Origin of the sequence: Chitinimonas sp. JJ19 (assembly GCF_036961565.1) — a bacterium.
Lineage (GTDB): Bacteria > Pseudomonadota > Gammaproteobacteria > Burkholderiales > Chitinimonadaceae > Chitinimonas.
The window spans coordinates 1-16,828 of the sequence record NZ_JBAMDD010000013.1; the positions used below are offsets into that span (position 1 = coordinate 1).

Genomic DNA, 16,828 nt, shown 5'->3' on the forward strand with positions numbered 1-16,828 from the left:
ACTTATCCCGGTGCGTCTTGAGGGGTGATTAGGTGGTTTGCCGATGGTGCGCTTGCTGGCGAGGCCCAGCCAGCAAGGCCGGGCGGGCGGTGCGCTAGTGCATCGACATCCAGGTATCTCTATGTTGGTGAAACGTATACAGCAGCAGGCTGATGGCAATGCCGGAACACACGGTGGTCGGCAGCAGCACGCCTGCATAGGCCGACAAGGCCACCGTTACCAGCAAGGACAACACCAACCAGAAAAAACCCAGCTTGAAGCGGAAAAACAGCAGCAGGTAGGCGATGGCATCCGCCAGCCACCACAAGGCGATCCAGCGCCATACCAGCCCACCGCCATGCATCTTGATATAGGCCGGCATGGCAACCCAGATGGCAAGGCAGATCAGCAGGTTGCAGACCACACCTGCCAAAGCGATAGGCGCCAGCATGATCAATCGTCTTCGTACTGGCCCAGCAAGACATTCAGCGTATGGCGTTGGGCGAGGGGGCGATCAGCCAGCCAAAACCTGCCGATTTGGGCGGCGGACGCCTGCGGCCCCAAACAAGGGCAGCACGGGTATTCAGCGCCCGCTAAGACGCGCCATCGGGCGCGGTGATGGTCGAACATGCATATCCTCCCTACCTATTGCCACTTGTTGCGGCTTCTTTATCAGTACCACCAGCAATACCTTGCAGGGTCTGCTGCAGGCCTAATGACATATGGGTAAAATTTTATCGCATCCCGCCTAGTCGTGGGAGTTAGTCTGATGTGAATTAGTTACTTGTGCTGGTGGTCTTGCTAGCCCCATCCCGATTGGGATGAAACAGGTAGTAGCGGGGAAGGCTGCTTAACTGTCGCTCAGCGGTGGCGCATCTGCCATGCGGCTAAAGATCCGAATCATATTCGGCCAACTGCTGGTTGGTAGCGATCAGCCGTTTGACCAGCAGGGCGATGAAGGCCTTGTCAAAGCGTATCTGTAGCTCGTCCGACGCTTGTTTGAGTGACTCGCTGCGTATCTTGAGCACCACGATGTCGCTTTCGGCTGTCACGGTGGCGGTGCGTACCTTGTTCTCAGGCTGCAGATAGACCATCTCGCCTATGCTGACGCCGGCTTCCAGCGACGAGAGTGACCAACCCTTGCGGCTGACCGATACCCGGCCCTGTACCAGCAGGTAGAAGGAGTCGCCGGGCGATCCTTCCCGCATCAGCACGGTGCCACGGGGCAAGCCGTGCCATTGCCCCATTCTCAGGGTCTCCCATAGCGCGACATCGGTGAAATCACGCAAGAAAGGCAAGGCGCGCAGGCGCTCGAAGCGCTCGCCATCTGCCGTCTGGCGGGGTTTCTTGGGTAGTGCCTGGCTGATGGCGACCAGGGCGCTGGCAAAGTCGCCCCAGTTGGCGTAGCGATCCTGCGGCTGCTTGGCCAGTGCCTTGTCGACGACAGTGGCCAGGCCTGTGGGTAGTTCTGGGCGGATGACGGTTAGCGACAGCGGTGCTTCATTGCCGATCTTGAAGATGGTGGCGTAGTCGCTATCGCCTTCAAATGGGCGCCGGCCGGCCAGGAGTTCGAACAGCACCACGCCCAGCGAGAACATGTCGGACTGGTGTGTCAGCGAGGCTTCGCGTATCTGCTCCGGCGACATATAGGCGGGCGAGCCCACCAGGCCCGATAGCTGGGTGCGGTCGGCACTGGTCACCATGGCCGTGCCAAAGTCGGTCAGCTTGATTTCGCCTTCGCGGCAGCGCAGCAGGTTGGCAGGCTTGATATCGCGATGCACCAGGCCCAGGCGCTGGGCGTACTCCAGCGCGTGGCAGCATTTGTAGGCGATGTCGAGGACTTCGGCCAGGGGCAGCAGGTTGTCAGGGGTGGTAAAGGCTTCCAGCGATTCGCCGTCAACATACTCCAGCACCAGATAGGGCGGGTCTGCTGCTTCGTCGGCATCCAGCAAGGCCACAATGTGTGGGTGACGTAGCTGGCCTGCCAGGGTGGCCTCGTTGTGCAGCAGGCGGCGGTAGCGTGTGGCCTGGCGCTCATCTGACAGCAGGTGGGCGTGAGTCTGCTTGATGGCAACCCGGCGGCTGCCAAAGCTGTCGTAAGCAAGGTAGACCGTGCCGGTGGCGCCTCGGCCCAGTTCACGTTCTATGCGGTACTTGCCTATGCTGGCGGGAATGGCGTTCATGACTTCATATTACAGCCACTCCAGCCAGGTTTTGCTTTTGTATTGCTCCCCTGCCAGTCCAGCTTACCAAGGCTTCCAGGCTGCGGTAGCCGACCAGTAGTCGAGCGCAATGCCGGCAAAGACGGCCATGCCTACCCAGTTGTTGTCCAGGAAGGCCTGGAAGCACTTGGCGCGGTCACGGCCGCGTATCTGGCGATATTGCAGGGCGATCAGCAATGCCGCTACTCCCAGGCCCAGATACCAGAATGTGGTGCGCTGCAGCAGCCAGCCTATGCCGATCATACTGGCCAGGAACAGTGCATGGCAGACCATGACGGCTTCGGCATCAAAGCGGCCAAAGGTGATGGCGCTGGTCTTGATGCCGATTTTCAGATCGTCGGGCTTGTCGACCATGGCGTACTCGGTATCGTAAGCCACGACCCAGAACAGGTTGGCGGCGACCAGGCACCAGGCGATATAGGGCACGGTGCCATGCACGGCCGCAAAGGCCATCGGTATGCCAAAGCTGAATGCCAGCCCCAGGTAGGCCTGGGGTATGGGTAAAAAGCGCTTGGTATAGGGGTAGCTGGCTGCGAGGATGACGGCGGGTATGGACATCCACAGGGTCAGGCGGTTGAGTGGCAATACCAGCAGAAAGGCGGCCAGGGCCAGTGCGGCAGCCAGGAGCAGGGCCTCTTTGGTCGATACCCGTCCGGCCGCCAGTGGGCGTTCGCGGGTACGGTCTACATGGCCGTCGAAATCCTTGTCGGCGTAGTCGTTGATGACGCAGCCGGCAGAGCGCATCAGCAAGGTGCCCAGGGCGAAGATCCACAGTATCACTGGATTGGGCATGCCCTCGCTGGCCACCCACAGGCCCCACAGTGTGGGCCAGAGCAGCAGCAGGATGCCGATGGGCTTGTCCAGCCGCATCAACTTCTCGTATTGGTTGAGGCGTTGTTTGAAGTGGGTCCAGGTCATGGCGTAACGGCAGGTAGAAAGACTTCGGTGACAAGTATGCGCGCCTGGCCCAGTTCAAAGCGAGAGCGGCGCGCCCAGAGGCGTGCCGGCAGGGGGCCGACTGCGGTCTCGGCACGGCGGTAGAGTGCATGGCGTTTGTCCAGCCCCCGGAAAGCCAGTGCACTGCGCCTGACCTTGGGGTTGGCGAACAGGGTCGCGCCCAGGGGCTTGGTGCCCTGGCGGCGTAGGCGCTGATAGCCATGGAACAAGGCACTGCGGGGCATGACAGAGTGCGCGAACACCAGGGGGGTATTGCCACTCATCAGCAGCACTTCCCGCACAATGGCCAGTTGCGAGCGCTTGAGCCCCAGTGCACGCAGTTCGTCGCGATTGGGCCTGGCCCAGTGCTGGCGCAGCAGCTTGACGCTGAAGCCGGGAAACTGGGCGATCAGGCGGGCGGTAAGCGAGCCGGGGTGGATTAGCCAGCGGCGCAGCGCGCGTGGCGCACGGCTGGCGGGATGCTCCCAGCGGTGACTGGCGATATGCGACATGACGGTAGCAAGGCGGCGAAAGCCGCGATTATGCCAGACGCGGCTTGCCGGCGCGGTGTTGATGGGCTACCAACGGATGAAACAGTGTGTCGCGCGGATGTGGCGGGGCTTGCTAGTGCCAGCGCGCCTCTATGCGAGCATATTCGCCTGTTCGATGCAGCTTCTCCAGGCCTTCGTCAAACAGCTTGATGTAGCGCTCAACGCCTGCCTTCTTGGGGGCGAAGGAGACATAGATATCCGGCTCTATCAAGGTGCCTACCGATTTGAAGCGGCCTTTTAGCGATGGCTGGGTGCGGCTTATGTGGCTGGCTATCCTGTCATAGACCAGGGCGTAATCCACCCGGCCGGCGACCAGTTTGCGCAGGGCGAACAGGTCGGAATTGCCGATGTCGCGATGCATGGCCGTATCGCTGTCAAAGGGGGCGCCGTAGTCGTAGCCATTGGTAACGGCAATCAGGCGGCCACGCAGGTCTTGCAAGCGGATGACCTTGTCGGGGTGGTCGGCGCGGGCATAGATGTCGATGCGACCTTTGAACAGCGGCTGCTTGTGCCAGCGGTAGCGCTTCTCCAGCAGGCTGTTGCGCAGGGTGTCGAAGCAACCATCCAAGAGGTTTTCCTCGGTCAGCTTCATGCACCGTGCATAGGGCAGAGAGACCAGCTCGACACCCACGCCCACCTGCTTGTAGGCAGCGCGTACCAGATCAGCGGCGAACCCGACCGGTTTGCCCTGCAAGGCGCCGGAGTAGGGGTACCAGTCATCCTCCGCGCCGATGCGTACCGTTTCTGCAGCCAGGCAGGGGAGGAGGCTAATCAGCAGGGCAAGTGCAAAGAGTCGTACCATGACTGACATAATAGTTCGCGTCACACTGTCTCTTGTGTGCTGCGCAGAATATTTACATGCTCTGTCTCATGGATGCTAACGACCCGACTGCCGAATATGTCCGCTTTCATCGCCCCGCCCAGTTCGATGGGCTGGAGCTCTTGACCGCGCACTATTTTGATCACAGCTTTGCGCCACATGTGCATGAGGGCTATTGCATTGCCTTGATCGAGCAAGGCGCCGAGCGTTTTCGTTGCAGGGGCACAGAACATTGTGCCGGCGTGGGTACGCTGGCCATCGTCAACCCGGACGAAGTCCATACCGGGCGGCGGGCGGGCGAGGAGGGTTGGAGCTACAAGGTGTTCTACCCCGACCCTGATCTGATACGCCGCTTATGTGTGGACATGGGTAACTGGCAGGGTGGAACGCCATTCTTTCCAGAGGCGGTGGTGGATGATGCCAGCCTGGTCATGCCCATGCGCCAGTTGCACCAGGCCCTGACCGGCCCTGCCAGCCAGTTGGAGCGGGAAGGCCGCTGGCACGAGGCCATGGGTTTGCTGCTGCGGCGGCACGCCAGAGGGCTGGCACAACCCTTGGGTGGATATGGCGAGCGCGCAGCGGTGAGCCGGGTACAGGCGCTGCTGCGGGAGCGGCATGCCGATAATCCTGGCCTGCAGGAACTGGCCGATGCTGTGGGCTTGAGTCCCTGGCACCTGAATCGCGTGTTCAGGCAGCAGGTGGGCTTGCCCCCCCATGCCTACCAGACCCAGGTCAGGCTGGCCCGGGCCAAGACCTTGCTGCGCGGTGGGCAGAGTCTCAGCGATATCTCGCACGCGCTGGGTTATGCCGACCAGCCGCACTTTGGGCGGCAGTTCAAGCGGGCGTTTGGCGTGACGCCGGGGCAGTATCGGCAGGCGCTAATCTGATAGGCATGGCGCAAGAATGTTCAATACGGCGCTGGCAGGCCCACGTATCGTGTTTGCCAGGAGGTTGTACCCATGACAACAACGTTTCACCCCACTCGCCATGGCGAGCTGCTGCAGGGCGCCCGTGACTCGCTGCCCATGCTGGCAGGCGCAGCACCCTTTGGCATCATCTTTGGCACACTGGCCGGGCCTAGCGGCCTATCGCTGCTGGGGGCCATGGGCATGTCGCTGTTCGTGTTTGCCGGTTCATCGCAGTTTATTGCCCTGACCTTGCTCTCGGGCGGGGCAGGGCTGGCAGTCATTGTATTCACCACCTTTGTGGTCAATCTGCGGCATGCGCTTTATTCCGCTACCCTGCTGCCCCATGTGGCGTCCTTGGGGCAGCGCTGGCGCATACCGCTGGCTTTCTGGCTGACGGATGAAACGTTCGCCGTGGTGCAGCACCGCTACGGTGCGGCCGATGCCTCCCCGCTCAAGCATTGGTATCACCTGGGCTCCAGCCTGGCCATGTACGGCAACTGGATAGTCTGGACATTGGTGGGCGTGCTGCTGGGCAGATCGTTCGAGGGCCTGGACAAGCTGGGGCTGGAATTTGCGATGGTGGCCACCTTTACCGGCATTGTGGTTTCGCTGCTCAAGACCCGGCCCATGGTGGCGGCGGCCATTACGGCTGGCGCAGTGGCCCTGTTGGCCAGGGATATGCCCTACAAGCTGGGCCTGTTGCTGGCGGCATTGGCGGGTGTGGTGGTGGGCGTCCTGCTCGAAGGTCGCACTGCCACCGAGGAGGCACAGGCATGAGTCAATACGAACTGGCGGTGATACTGGGCATGACGGCGGTGACGTTCCTGATACGCTACTCTTTCTTTGCCCTGGGCGACAAAGTGCAGTTCCCGCCCTTGGTGAAGCGCGCCTTGCGCTATGTGCCGGTGGCGGTGCTGACGGCGATAGTGGTGCCCATGGTGCTGTTGCCCGATGGTCGGCACTGGCAGCTGGATTGGCGTAATGCCTGGTTGCTAGGTGCCTTGGTGAGTGCCTTTATCGCCTGGCGTTTCAATCATCTACTGGCTGCCATGGGCGGCGGTATGGCGGTGTTCTTTCTGTGGCGATGGTTGCTGGCATAAGCCCGCTGCGGGCTGGCATGCGCCGCTTGGCGTTGATCGGGGGTAGTGCAGCCCTGCTGCCTTTGCTTGCCTATGGCCTGGGCCGCCTGGATTGGCGCTTGGAGCTGTTCAGCCATTTTCTGCCGCACGCTAGCGTGCTGCTGGCTGTTGCAAGCTGGGTGGTGGGTCAGGGCAGGGCCAGGCAAGGGTTTGCCCTGGCTGCCTGCCTGGGCCTGATTGCCACAATACAGCCGCTGCTACCCTCTGCAGCCAAGCCGGCGGCGCAGGGAGGTGCCATCAGGCTGCTGAGCTACAACGTGTATTTGCATAATCCAGATATGGTGGATGTGCAGATGCAGATCGCGCGGCACGACCCTGACCTCATCTTGCTGATTGAGCTTACCCCGGTGCAATGGCAGCAATTGCATGCCCTCCGCAAGCGCTATCCCCACGGTTGTGCCCACCCGCAGGATGACCCGTTCGGCATGGCGGTGTTATCGCGCTTGCCCTTGCGTAGCTGCGTGGTGGAAGGCGAAGACCTGGGCCTGCCGGTGATCGTGGCCAGGCTGGAGCGAGGCCCCTATCTGGTGGGGCTGCATGCGCCACCGCCGCTGAGCCCGTTGTTGGCCAGCCAGCGCCAGGCCATGTTGGGCCATTGGTCGCGGCGCTTGGCTGATCAGCCTGATGCCTTGCTGATGGGTGACCTGAACCTGACACCCTGGTCACCCATCTATCGCCAGTTGCTGAGCAACTCGGGTATGCGTGATGCTAGAGCCGGGCAGGGCATGCTTGCCAGTTGGCCGGCCAGCCTGGGGGTGTTGGGCCTGCCCTTGGATCAGGCCATGGTTGGCCGTGCCTGGGCGGTTGCAGACCTGCAGGTGGGGAGTGCCGGTATGTCTGACCACCGCCCCTTGATATTGACGGTGGCGCCACGGGCGCAGGATGCGCCCTGACATCTGATAGGGCTCAGGTGGGCTGCTTGAGCGGAATCTCGGTGAAATCCTCGGTATGGGCCAGTTGGCTGAAGATGCTGTGCAGGTCTGCAGGCGGCGGCATCAGCTTGCGCGCTTTCAGGTCCAGCCAGGCGCCGTTGACTTCATGCCGGGCTGCCAGCTTGCCGTCGGCCTTGTAGAGGTCGTGCCGTATGGCAAAGCGGCTGCTGTCCTGGCTCAGGCCGGCGATGCGTACCTCTATGGTCAGTCGCTCGCTCATTTTCACTTCCTTCAGGTATTCGGTCCATTCCTTGAATATGACCGGGCCGAAGGCATGCTGCTGAAACTGCTCAAAGCCGAAACCGTGCAGTTTCAGCCATTCGATACGGGCGTGGGTGCAGAAGTCGGCATAGGCGCTGTGGCGTACATGCTGGTTGGCATCACAATCAGACCAGCGCACTTCAACTGTGTGGCGGAAGGTTTCCATGGGTGCATCCCTCAATTGGCTTGATGATGCGATGCTAGTTGGCCTCGATAATTCAAGCAACTGCTTGCTTGAATTATATTCATGAACTTAGGTGCCTGCCGCGGGGGGCTTGGCTCGAGTAGTGGCCTACGGCGGCGATGTATCCGTCAAGCCAAGCTGGCTGTGGCCGGCAGGTGTCGTCCACCAAACCCTTTGCGGCAAAACTGGCTGAGCGAACCGGCGCACGGCTGGTTTGCTCAGCATGGCCACGCGGGTATTGCCAGCGATGCTTACAGGGTGCCGGTGTGGTTGGCGCCCAGATAGTTGCCCACATCATCAAGGAAGATGTAAAGGGTACGCTTGGCTGTATCGCTCTCGGCGGGGTTCTGGTAGCTGACTACCCATACCGGGCCGTTGGGGGTTTCGCGGCTGCTGATCTCCTTGGCCGAGGTCATTTTCCAGGAGAGCTGGAGCTTCTTGCTGTCGACCAGCATTTCGATCACCTTGTTACCACGTGCTGTTGCACCATCCTTGCTGATGGGCTCCTCATCGCCGTGATTGCCATGGGCGTGGGCGGCCAGGGTGGACAGGGCAAGCAGGGTGCCGATCAGGGTTTGTTTCCAGAGTTTCATTGTGGTCCTCGTATCAAGGAAATGAGATGGCGTCTGCCATCTCCGTGGGTGGTGCCTTTTCAGGGGCGATAGAGCTTCTTGTAGTAACCGCTGGTCTGCACGGTGATGGTGACGGGCTTATCGCCACGATTACGCCAATACCAGCCGTGGCTACCGTCAAAAGGGGCGACAAAGGCACCATGGCCCTCAGCTTTGTTGCGGTCTTTCCAGTAACTGCTGAACGCATCGGGGCTGGCGTTGGGTTTTTCGCCATGCATATCGAAGTTGACCAAGCCGCCATGGGTTTTCCAGCTGAACACGAAACGCTCGCCCGCTTGCATGCTCGCCTTAATTTCTGCACCTTCATCCGGTTGTAGCGTCAGGGTCAGGGTATCGCTGCGGAAAGGCGTGGGCGACCGCCACGTGGCCGTCAACGGGGAGCTATCCAGGCTGAAGTTGGGGTCCAACCCGGTTGCTGCCGGTGCCGTGGGTGGGACGGGATCGTTGGCGGGCTTGGCGCTCAGCGCGGTCAGGCCTAGCCGCTTACCCAGGCCGGTGGGGTCGATACCGTATTCTGCGGGCAGTACTACCGTTGTCAGCAAGATAGCGGCAGCGCTGAGTGCGGCGCCAGTAGCCTTTACCAATTGGGCGGTGGTGGGCAGGTGGGGGTGATCGGAGTGCAGGTGTCTGGTCATCGCATCAGTTTAAGGTGGGCGTGAAATAGCCGGCCAACTGGTAGCCGATCAATACAAAGCCTGCGGCCATCAGGGCGCTATTGGCGACCAGCACGTGGCGGTGAAAGGACGGCATCTTCCGCCAGAAACCCATGGCAATCAGGATGGCACTGAGCGCCAGTATCTGGCCTATCTCCACACCGACATTGAAGGCCAGGATATTGGCTATCAGCCCGTCCTCAGCCAGTGTGAATGCTTGTAGCTTGGTAGCAAGGCCAAAGCCGTGAAAGAAGCCAAATATCAACACCGCAGCCTTGGTATTGGGCTGGCAACCCAGAATGCGCTGGAAGCCACCCAGATTATCGAAAGCCTTGTACACAACAGAGAGGCCGATGATGGCGTCGACGATATAGGCATTTGCATGGGTGTTGCTGAGCACGCCGTAGAGCAGGGTAACGCTATGCCCAATGGCGAACAGCGTGACGTAGGCTGCGATCTCCCTCATCCGGTACAGGAAGAAGATCACCCCAACCAGGAACAGTAGATGGTCGTAGCCGGTGACCATGTGCTTGGCGCCGAGGTAGATGAAGGGCAGCAGCTGCATGCCGCTGACGCCTTCAATAAAAGCCTGGTCGTCCTCGGCTACGCCATGGGCAAACGCTTCGGCACCAAAACCGATGATCAGCAGGACAGCCATCAGCCTAGCCAGCCATCCACGCCCTGGGCTTGGCCGGGCTTGCCATGATGCTGCGAGCTGCATGCTTGCGGACTCCTGGAGTCGCTATACAGGGAGGGTGATGATACGGTTGGAGCGGCGCGTCTGGTTTGTCGTGCAGGCGCATCCTACCGGCGCGAGGTATTGCTTGCAATACAATGGCATAAACCTAGCTTTAAGGGGCCGCCAGGTGCGGTGCCCTGAGGAGGCAGGTTGCGTTTTCTGGCGGTTTTCTTCAGGCAGCATGGCCTGGCCGGGGGTAAGCCCGGGCCAGGACAGAAGGCGGTGGGTTGATGCCTTGCTACCCAACCACCATCATCACGCAAGGTCGAAGCGATCCAGGTTCATCACCTTGCTCCAGGCTGCCACAAAGTCATGAACAAACATCTGCTGCGCGTCGTTGCTGGCATAGACCTCGGCCAGTGCCCGGAGCTGGGAATTGGAGCCGAAGACCAGATCGACGACTGTGGCGGTCCATTTGACCTCTCCCGTGGCACGGTCACGTCCTTCCAGCACACCGGCCGTATTGTCTGACTTTTGCCATTTCGTGCCCATGTCGAGCAGGTTCACGAAGAAGTCATTGCTCAAGGTCTCTGGCCGGTGGGTAAACACACCATGCGGGGATTGAGCCGTGTTGGCGTTCAAGACGCGTAGGCCGCCGACCAGCACGGTCATCTCGGGCGCGGTCAGCGTCATCAGCTGGGCCTTGTCTACCAGCAGTTCTGCCACGGTGTTTTCCAGTCCCTTGCGGGCATAGTTGCGGAAGCCATCTGCAGCGGGCTCCAGCACGGCAAATGATGCTACATCGGTCTGTTCCTGCGCGGCATCCATACGGCCCGGCGAGAACGGCACTTGTACCGCGTGTCCGGCCTTCCTGGCGGCAGCCTCAATGGCAGCACCGCCTGCCAGCACGATCAGATCGGCCAGCGAGATTTTCTTGCCGCCGGACTGCTCGGCGTTGAATGCCTGCTGGATAACCTCGAGTCGCTGCAAGACATTCGCCAGTTCAGCCGGCTGGTTGACCGCCCAGTCCTTTTGCGGCGCAAGCCGCAGACGGGCGCCATTGGCGCCGCCGCGCTTGTCGCTGCCACGGAAGGTGGCTGCCGCAGACCAGGCGGTATTGACCAATTGCGAGATGGACAGACCTGAGTCGAGTATTCTGGTCTTCAGGGTGGCGATGTCCTGCTCATCCACCAGTGGGTGATCCACCGCCGGGATAGGATCCTGCCATAGCTGGGGCTGGCTGGGCACCAAGGAGCCGAGATAGCGTGAAAGCGGCCCCATGTCACGGTGGGTCAGCTTGTACCAGGCCTTGGCGAAAGCATCCGAGAATTCCTGCGGATTCGCATGGAAGCGTCGCGAAATCTTTTCGTAGGCGGGATCCATCCGCAGGGCGAGGTCGGCGGTGGACATCATGGGGGCGTGGCGTCTGGTAGGGTCATGCGCGTCGGGCACGGTGCCGGCAGCGGCGGCATCCTTGGGTGTCCACTGGTGTGCACCGGCAGGGCTCTTGGTCAGCTCCCATTCGTAGCCAAACAGGTTTTCGAAGTAATTGTTGTCCCATTGGATAGGGTTCTTGGTCCATGCGCCTTCCAGGCCGCTGGTAATGGTGTGGACACCTTTGCCGCTGCCGAAGGTGTTGATCCAGCCCAGGCCCTGTGCCTCAAGGTCGGCACCTTCCGGCTCCGGCCCGACATACTGTCCGGGGTCGGCAGCGCCATGGCACTTGCCGAACGTGTGGCCGCCGGCTATCAAGGCGACGGTCTCTTCGTCGTCCATGGCCATGCGGGCGAAGGTTTCCCGGATGTCCCGCGCGGATGCGACCGGGTCTGGCGTGCCATTCGGCCCTTCCGGATTTACATAGATCAAACCCATCTGCACGGCGGCAAGGGGGTTCTCCAGCTGCCGTTCACCGCTGTAGCGCTCATCTGCCAGCCACTTGCCCTCCTGGCCCCAGTAGATATCTTCTTCCGGCTCCCAGATGTCCTCGCGGCCGCCTGCAAAGCCAAAGGTCTTGAAGCCCATCGAATCGAGGGCAACGTTGCCGGCCAAGATCATGAGATCGGCCCAGGAGAGTTTGCGGCCATACTTTTGCTTGATCGGCCAGAGTAGCCGCCGTGCCTTGTCGAGGTTGCCGTTGTCGGGCCAGCTGTTGAGCGGTGCAAAGCGCTGCGCACCTGCGCCTGCGCCACCACGACCATCGGCAATGCGGTAGGTGCCAGCGCTGTGCCAAGCCATGCGGATGAAGAAGGGGCCGTAGTGGCCGTAGTCGGCAGGCCACCAGGCTTGCGAATCGGTCATCAGCGCATGCAAGTCACGGCACACGGCATCGAGGTCAAGGCTCTTGAAGGCTTCGGCGTAGTTGAATGCCTTGCCCATGGGGTCGGACTTGGCGGAGTGCTGGTGCAGTATCTTCAGGTTCAGCTGATTGGGCCACCAGTCTGCATTCGATGGCGCACCCCTCGCGACCGTGTGTTTGGCAGCACCGGAAGAGAAGGGGCATTTTGCTTCGTTGGACATGGTGGTCTCCTTTGATAGTGATGCATGCACTGGACGAGGTAAGCCAGTTTGGAACTTGGCTTAAAATAGATCAAATCTATTTTCATTATTAAATTGATAGTATTTGCCTGTTGGTTTGAATATAGGGCTGCTCGGGGCGGGCGGCGAGCATCACTCAGCATAGGCAATCACGCTTGCTGCGCAATGTGCTGCTGATGTGGCGCCGGCAGCTGCGCATGCTGATGACGCTGCAGGTGCATAGGGGTGCCAGTCACTACCTTGCATAACAATTGTAGCGTCCTTAACAAGGTACCTTGCAATGAAAGGTACCTTGCGCTACATTGCAGCCATGTATGAACCAAGTGGCGCCTGTGGGTGCAAAGGGGTGGTTTGATGAAGACACAGCTGAAGAAAGGCGTGCTGGAAATGTGCGTGCTTGCCGTGCTGGAGCGACATGACAGCTATGCCTATGAGATTGTCTCGACATTGGCCGACAGCGTGGAGATGAGTGAAGGCACCATTTATCCACTGATGCGGCGTTTGCAGAGCGATGGTCTGGTCAGCACCTATCTGGTCGAGTCTGACGCCGGGCCACCGCGCAAGTACTACCGCCTGGAGGTAAAGGGGGCAGAGGTGCTGGGCCAGATGAAGCAGGAGTGGGGCAGCTTTCTGGAAGAAGTGAACAGGATAGTGCAGGGATGATGACCATGAACCGCGAACAGTTTCTTAAAACACTGAAGCAAGAGTTGCGTGCCATGCCTGAACGCGAGCGCAACGAGATCCTGGCTGACTATGAGGAGTATTTCCGTGATGCCCTTGCCGCAGGCAGGACGGAGGAGGACGTCGCACGCTCCTTGGGAGCGCCGCGGCAACTGGCAAGAGAGCTACGCGCCGAGGCCAGCATCAAGGGCTGGGAAGAGAAACGCTCTTTGGGCAACTTTGCCCGGCTGTTCCTTTCTGTGGCCGGCCTGGGTCTCGTTAACCTGATGCTGCTGCTGCCCCTGCTGATCTTGGTGACGATACTGCTGTCGTTCTTTGTGGCCGCCTTCGCCTTGATTGCAGCCGGTGCCGGCTTGGTGCTGGCCAGTATTCCCGGTATGGGACTGGCGGGTTTCATTACCGTCGATGTTGCGGGGGTGGAGTTGGTAGAACCGCTGGCTGTTGCCCTGGCTGGGGTAGGGGTGTTCTGTTCGGGCCTGGTGTGGTTTCTGTTTGATGCCTGGGTGACCAAATGGGTGGCTGTGGGCCTGGTGAAATATGCCCGGCTCAACTTCCGCCTGCTACGCGGTGAAGCCTGACTATCTGTGAGGAGCGGCGACCATGTTTGGACTATTTGGCTTGGCAAGATCGGCCCGCGTGAGCGGCTGTGGTACGGGTCATTCATCGCCTATCGCTGCGGCTGAGGCAGCGAAAGTGGCGGTTGATCGCATTTGCGTCGCGGTGGACTCTGGGCTGAGTCAGGATGCAGGGCATGCAAGACCCCCAACAAGTCGTGAACAGCCACATCTACATGAGCGTGAAGGAGTAGCCGCATGAAACCGTATGAAGGAAACCACCTGGATGACCTGCTTGAGTCCGCCCTGATACTGAGTGCGGGCTTGTTCATGTGTCTGACCTTGGTGATGGACTTCGGTATGGGCGGCAAGGCCGGGCAAGCGGAAGCACAGCATGCTGATCAGCTGGCTGCTTCGGCCTGGGGAGCTGCTCTGCCAGCCACGCCTGTGGCTGCCGGACCCGGATCGGGCAAGGCTTGAGGTGCGTGCCATGCCTGGTGAAGCGTTGCGAAGCGCATTGCAATTAGGTGTTGCCACCCTGCTGGGTAGTGGCTTGGTGCTGGGCATAACGGCCATGCTGGTGAATATGGTGCCGCAGGCGCAAGCGCCCCACGGTGAGCCGCATGGTGTACCCGTGCTGAGCAAGCCTACGACGAGAGATGCCGCTACAGCACGCTTCAGGCAAGCTAACGGACCATCGCTGGATGAGCCTGTAGCCAGGGCCGCAACAAGCTGATGCCCGCTTGATTGCGGGTGCAGGACTACTGCATATTATGTTGCACGTCCTGCCACTGATCGCGTATCGCCTTATAGCGACCACTCTGCCGCAGCAGTGCCATGCCTTGATTGAACTGCTGCATGGCGGCGTAGGCATCCGGGTGGGTCTTGGAGAATACGGTGTAGACGCCTGACTCGGCGACCTGACCGACGATCTTGAACTTGCCGAAGAATTCGTTAGGGCGGCGATTGATCAGGGCCTTGGTGTTCCACTCCATGGCTACCGTGTATTGCACCCGTCCCGCTATCAGCATGCGGAAATTGTTCTCGTCGCGGGGTGTGAAGATGCGCTTGATTTTCTGGTTGGTATCAAACTCAGGGCCGTATTCGTAGCCATTGGTGACGGCGACTTCCTTGCCCTCCAGATCGTGCGGCCGCAGGCCGTGCTCTGTGCTGCCCGCGCGGGCGTATATCTGGTATTGCACTGTGAACATGGGTTGTTCATTCCATAGGTAATCCCGCTCTATGCCGGGATGGCGCAGGGTATTGAAGCAACCTATCAGCGCCCCCGCCTTGGTGAGCGCCATGCAACGCGCATAGGGCATGACCTTGTATTCCACCTTGACGCCCGCCGCCTGGAAGGCCTCTCGCACCAGATCGACCGTAAGGCCTTTGAGTTGCCCGTTGACGAGGCCCGATTGCGGGTACCAGTCGTCTTCTGCGCCTATGGTGACGGTGTCGCCTGCCTTGGCAGGGAGGCCGAGGCATAGGGCGGTGAGTGCTAGCCAGCAAAGTCTTTTCATGCCTGATCCCCAAGGTGCTTTTATTTAATATAGCAATCCGACGCAATGCCTGCCTGGGGTGGGCGTTAACGCGGCATCTGTGTCTGTAGCGCATGAAAAAGCCCGGTATGAACCGGGCTTGTCTGCATCAATCTTCGCGCCGCATTTGCGGGAACAGAATCACGTCGCGTATGGAGGGAGCATCGGTCAGCAGCATGACCAGCCTATCTATGCCCACACCCAGCCCACCTGTGGGTGGCAGGCCGTGTTCCAGTGCGCGTATGTACTCGGCATCGTAGTGCATGGCCTCCTCGTCGCCAGCATCTTTCTGGCGTACCTGGTCCAGGAAGCGTTCGGCCTGTTCTTCTGGGTCGTTCAGCTCGGAGAAGCCGTTGGCCAGTTCGCGGCCCACGGCGAACAGCTCAAAGCGCTCGGTGATGCCGGGGCGGGTGTCGGAGCCTCGGGCCAGCGGGGAGATTTCCACCGGGTAGTCAATGATGTAGGTCGGGTCCCACAGCTTCTGTTCGGTGGTCTCCTCGAACAGGCTGAACTGCAGGCCAGCCACGCCATTGGTGGCCACCAGCTTGCCACCCAGCTTTTCGATCTCGGCCTTGAGCCAGACGCGATCGTTCAACTGTGCCTCGTTGTACTGGGGGTTGTACTTGAGGATGGCCTGCACCACGGTCAGGCGTTCGAAAGGCTTGGCCAGGTCGACGATCTTGCCCTGGTAGGTCACGACGGTGTGGCCTATGACTTCGCGGGCAGCATGACGGATCATTGCCTCGGTCAGGTCCATCACACGGCGATAGTCGGCATAGGCTTCGTAGCTCTCCAGCATGGTGAACTCGGGGTTGTGCCGGGTGCTCATGCCTTCGTTACGGAAGTTGCGATTGATCTCGAACACCCGCTCCATGCCACCTACTACCAGGCGCTTCAGGTAGAGCTCGGGGGCAATGCGCAGGTACAGCGGCATGTCCAGCGCATTGTGGTGGGTGACGAAAGGCTTGGCTGCTGCACCGCCGGGTATGGGGTGCATCATGGGGGTTTCGACTTCCAGATAGCCTTGATCGGCCATGAACTCGCGTATCTTCTGCACGATGCGCGAGCGCTTCATGAAGGTGTCGCGGCTTTGCTCGTTGGTGATCAGATCCAAGTAGCGCTGGCGGTACTTGGATTCCTGGTCGGTCATGCCGTGGAACTTCTCAGGCAAGGGGCGCAGGGCCTTGGTCAAGAGGCGTACCTCGGTCACCATCACGCTCAGCTCACCAGTCTTGGTCTTCATCAGCGTGCCTTGAGCACCGATGATGTCGCCCAGATCCCAGGTCTTGAACTGAGCCAGTACGGTTTCACCAACCTGATCCAGCGAGACATACAGCTGGATACGGCCGCTGCCGTCCTGAATGGTGGCGAAGGCTGCCTTGCCCATCACGCGCTTGAGCATCATGCGGCCCGCAACGGCGACTTCGATCTTGTCGGCGTCCAGGGCTTCCTTCTCTGCGCCGTCATGCTTGGCATGCAGATCGGCCGCCATGTGCTTGCGGTCGAAATCGTTCGGGAAGGCGGGGCCATGCTGGCGAATCTCGGCCAGTTTGGCACGGCGCTCAGCCATGAGCTGGTTGTCGTCTTGCGTGATGGGGCTTTGTTCTTCGGCCATGGTCTGCTC

General features: G+C 60.4%; 19 protein-coding genes. 7 read left to right on the forward strand and 12 right to left on the reverse strand.

The window, feature by feature from the left end; genetic code table 11:
• Window positions 1-94: 94 nt before the first annotated feature.
• From V7714_RS15370 to V7714_RS15390, 5 genes are all read right to left on the reverse strand, one after another.
• A complete protein-coding gene (locus V7714_RS15370) occupies window positions 95-430 on the reverse strand; it encodes a hypothetical protein (RefSeq protein ID WP_335710495.1) in 336 nt (111 codons plus the stop codon).
• A 436-nt stretch (window positions 431-866) separates the two neighbouring features.
• Window positions 867-2,162, reverse strand: a complete 1,296-nt coding sequence (locus V7714_RS15375) for a protein kinase domain-containing protein (RefSeq protein ID WP_335710496.1) — start codon at window positions 2,160-2,162, stop codon at window positions 867-869.
• 63 nt (window positions 2,163-2,225) lie between these two features.
• Window positions 2,226-3,119, reverse strand: a complete 894-nt coding sequence (gene ubiA, locus V7714_RS15380) for a 4-hydroxybenzoate octaprenyltransferase (RefSeq protein WP_335710497.1) — start codon at window positions 3,117-3,119, stop codon at window positions 2,226-2,228.
• The gene (locus tag V7714_RS15385) at window positions 3,116-3,649 is read right to left on the reverse strand and encodes a chorismate--pyruvate lyase family protein (RefSeq protein ID WP_335710498.1); all 534 of its coding nucleotides are present in this window, start codon (window positions 3,647-3,649) and stop codon (window positions 3,116-3,118) included. The genes ubiA and V7714_RS15385 overlap by 4 nt, the downstream gene beginning before the upstream one ends.
• A 112-nt stretch (window positions 3,650-3,761) precedes the next feature.
• Window positions 3,762-4,490: a substrate-binding periplasmic protein gene (locus V7714_RS15390; protein WP_335710499.1), complete on the reverse strand. Its 729-nt coding sequence runs from the start codon at window positions 4,488-4,490 to the stop codon at window positions 3,762-3,764.
• 68 nt (window positions 4,491-4,558) lie between these two features.
• On the opposite strand from V7714_RS15390, the gene V7714_RS15395 reads away from it, so the two are divergent.
• From V7714_RS15395 to V7714_RS15410, 4 genes are all read left to right on the forward strand, one after another.
• Window positions 4,559-5,395 carry a helix-turn-helix transcriptional regulator gene (locus tag V7714_RS15395; RefSeq protein ID WP_335710500.1) on the forward strand — a complete coding sequence of 279 codons (837 nt, stop codon included), beginning with the start codon at window positions 4,559-4,561 and terminating at the stop codon, window positions 5,393-5,395.
• A 72-nt stretch (window positions 5,396-5,467) separates the two neighbouring features.
• Window positions 5,468-6,193, forward strand: a complete 726-nt coding sequence (locus V7714_RS15400; RefSeq protein WP_335710501.1) for an AzlC family ABC transporter permease — start codon at window positions 5,468-5,470, stop codon at window positions 6,191-6,193.
• Window positions 6,190-6,516 (forward strand): AzlD domain-containing protein, encoded by a 327-nt coding sequence (locus V7714_RS15405; protein ID WP_290334152.1) that lies wholly within the window; start codon window positions 6,190-6,192, stop codon window positions 6,514-6,516. Before V7714_RS15400 ends, V7714_RS15405 begins: the two co-directional genes overlap by 4 nt.
• 26 nt (window positions 6,517-6,542) lie before the next feature.
• Window positions 6,543-7,448, forward strand: a complete 906-nt coding sequence (locus tag V7714_RS15410) for an endonuclease/exonuclease/phosphatase family protein (protein ID WP_335710502.1) — start codon at window positions 6,543-6,545, stop codon at window positions 7,446-7,448.
• A 13-nt stretch (window positions 7,449-7,461) separates the two neighbouring features.
• On the opposite strand, the gene V7714_RS15415 is transcribed toward V7714_RS15410, so the two are convergent.
• From V7714_RS15415 to katG, 5 genes are all read right to left on the reverse strand, one after another.
• On the reverse strand, window positions 7,462-7,914 hold the full coding sequence (locus V7714_RS15415; RefSeq protein WP_335710503.1) for an acyl-CoA thioesterase: 453 nt from the start codon (window positions 7,912-7,914) through the stop codon (window positions 7,462-7,464).
• 269 nt (window positions 7,915-8,183) lie between these two features.
• Window positions 8,184-8,525, reverse strand: a complete 342-nt coding sequence (locus V7714_RS15420; protein WP_335710504.1) for a DUF6488 family protein — start codon at window positions 8,523-8,525, stop codon at window positions 8,184-8,186.
• Between the two features lie 59 nt (window positions 8,526-8,584).
• Window positions 8,585-9,199, reverse strand: a complete 615-nt coding sequence (locus V7714_RS15425; protein ID WP_335710505.1) for a hypothetical protein — start codon at window positions 9,197-9,199, stop codon at window positions 8,585-8,587.
• Between the two features lie 4 nt (window positions 9,200-9,203).
• Window positions 9,204-9,875, reverse strand: coding sequence for a HupE/UreJ family protein (locus V7714_RS15430; protein ID WP_335710506.1), 672 nt, complete (start codon window positions 9,873-9,875; stop codon window positions 9,204-9,206).
• 336 nt (window positions 9,876-10,211) lie between these two features.
• Entirely contained in the window at window positions 10,212-12,413 is a 2,202-nt protein-coding gene (katG, locus tag V7714_RS15435) for a catalase/peroxidase HPI (RefSeq protein ID WP_335710507.1), read from the reverse strand.
• A gap of 372 nt (window positions 12,414-12,785) precedes the next feature.
• On the opposite strand from katG, the gene V7714_RS15440 reads away from it, so the two are divergent.
• The 3 genes from V7714_RS15440 (at window position 12,786) to V7714_RS15450 (ending at window position 14,146) form a co-directional block, all read left to right on the forward strand.
• Window positions 12,786-13,094 carry a PadR family transcriptional regulator gene (locus tag V7714_RS15440; RefSeq protein ID WP_290334160.1) on the forward strand — a complete coding sequence of 103 codons (309 nt, stop codon included), beginning with the start codon at window positions 12,786-12,788 and terminating at the stop codon, window positions 13,092-13,094.
• Complete coding sequence (locus V7714_RS15445; RefSeq protein ID WP_284195813.1) at window positions 13,091-13,690, forward strand: DUF1700 domain-containing protein; 600 nt, start codon at window positions 13,091-13,093, stop codon at window positions 13,688-13,690. Before V7714_RS15440 ends, V7714_RS15445 begins: the two co-directional genes overlap by 4 nt.
• 234 nt (window positions 13,691-13,924) lie before the next feature.
• The gene (locus tag V7714_RS15450) at window positions 13,925-14,146 is read left to right on the forward strand and encodes a hypothetical protein (RefSeq protein ID WP_335710508.1); all 222 of its coding nucleotides are present in this window, start codon (window positions 13,925-13,927) and stop codon (window positions 14,144-14,146) included.
• Window positions 14,147-14,427: 281 nt separating this feature from the next.
• Here V7714_RS15450 and V7714_RS15455 read toward each other — a convergent pair whose 3' ends face one another.
• Both V7714_RS15455 and lysS read right to left on the reverse strand, forming a co-directional pair.
• On the reverse strand, window positions 14,428-15,186 hold the full coding sequence (locus V7714_RS15455) for a substrate-binding periplasmic protein (protein ID WP_335710509.1): 759 nt from the start codon (window positions 15,184-15,186) through the stop codon (window positions 14,428-14,430).
• A gap of 127 nt (window positions 15,187-15,313) precedes the next feature.
• Window positions 15,314-16,819: a lysine--tRNA ligase gene (gene lysS / locus V7714_RS15460; RefSeq protein ID WP_335710510.1), complete on the reverse strand. Its 1,506-nt coding sequence runs from the start codon at window positions 16,817-16,819 to the stop codon at window positions 15,314-15,316.
• Window positions 16,820-16,828 lie beyond the last annotated feature (9 nt).

Excerpts from the sequence above, each read along its gene's own strand:
- V7714_RS15370 (WP_335710495.1), bottom strand. The coding sequence starts at position 430 with ATGCTGGCGCCTATCGCTTTGGCAGGTGTGGTCTGCAACCTGCTGATC.
- V7714_RS15375 (WP_335710496.1), bottom strand. The coding sequence starts at position 2,162 with ATGAACGCCATTCCCGCCAGCATAGGCAAGTACCGCATAGAACGTGAA.
- ubiA (WP_335710497.1), bottom strand. The coding sequence starts at position 3,119 with ATGACCTGGACCCACTTCAAACAACGCCTCAACCAATACGAGAAGTTG.
- V7714_RS15385 (WP_335710498.1), bottom strand. The coding sequence starts at position 3,649 with ATGTCGCATATCGCCAGTCACCGCTGGGAGCATCCCGCCAGCCGTGCG.
- V7714_RS15390 (WP_335710499.1), bottom strand. The coding sequence starts at position 4,490 with ATGGTACGACTCTTTGCACTTGCCCTGCTGATTAGCCTCCTCCCCTGC.
- V7714_RS15395 (WP_335710500.1), top strand. The coding sequence starts at position 4,559 with ATGGATGCTAACGACCCGACTGCCGAATATGTCCGCTTTCATCGCCCC.
- V7714_RS15400 (WP_335710501.1), top strand. The coding sequence starts at position 5,468 with ATGACAACAACGTTTCACCCCACTCGCCATGGCGAGCTGCTGCAGGGC.
- V7714_RS15405 (WP_290334152.1), top strand. The coding sequence starts at position 6,190 with ATGAGTCAATACGAACTGGCGGTGATACTGGGCATGACGGCGGTGACG.
- V7714_RS15415 (WP_335710503.1), bottom strand. The coding sequence starts at position 7,914 with ATGGAAACCTTCCGCCACACAGTTGAAGTGCGCTGGTCTGATTGTGAT.
- V7714_RS15420 (WP_335710504.1), bottom strand. The coding sequence starts at position 8,525 with ATGAAACTCTGGAAACAAACCCTGATCGGCACCCTGCTTGCCCTGTCC.
- V7714_RS15425 (WP_335710505.1), bottom strand. The coding sequence starts at position 9,199 with ATGACCAGACACCTGCACTCCGATCACCCCCACCTGCCCACCACCGCC.
- V7714_RS15430 (WP_335710506.1), bottom strand. The coding sequence starts at position 9,875 with ATGGCTGTCCTGCTGATCATCGGTTTTGGTGCCGAAGCGTTTGCCCAT.
- katG (WP_335710507.1), bottom strand. The coding sequence starts at position 12,413 with ATGTCCAACGAAGCAAAATGCCCCTTCTCTTCCGGTGCTGCCAAACAC.
- V7714_RS15440 (WP_290334160.1), top strand. The coding sequence starts at position 12,786 with ATGAAGACACAGCTGAAGAAAGGCGTGCTGGAAATGTGCGTGCTTGCC.
- V7714_RS15445 (WP_284195813.1), top strand. The coding sequence starts at position 13,091 with ATGATGACCATGAACCGCGAACAGTTTCTTAAAACACTGAAGCAAGAG.
- V7714_RS15450 (WP_335710508.1), top strand. The coding sequence starts at position 13,925 with ATGAAACCGTATGAAGGAAACCACCTGGATGACCTGCTTGAGTCCGCC.
- V7714_RS15455 (WP_335710509.1), bottom strand. The coding sequence starts at position 15,186 with ATGAAAAGACTTTGCTGGCTAGCACTCACCGCCCTATGCCTCGGCCTC.
- lysS (WP_335710510.1), bottom strand. The coding sequence starts at position 16,819 with ATGGCCGAAGAACAAAGCCCCATCACGCAAGACGACAACCAGCTCATG.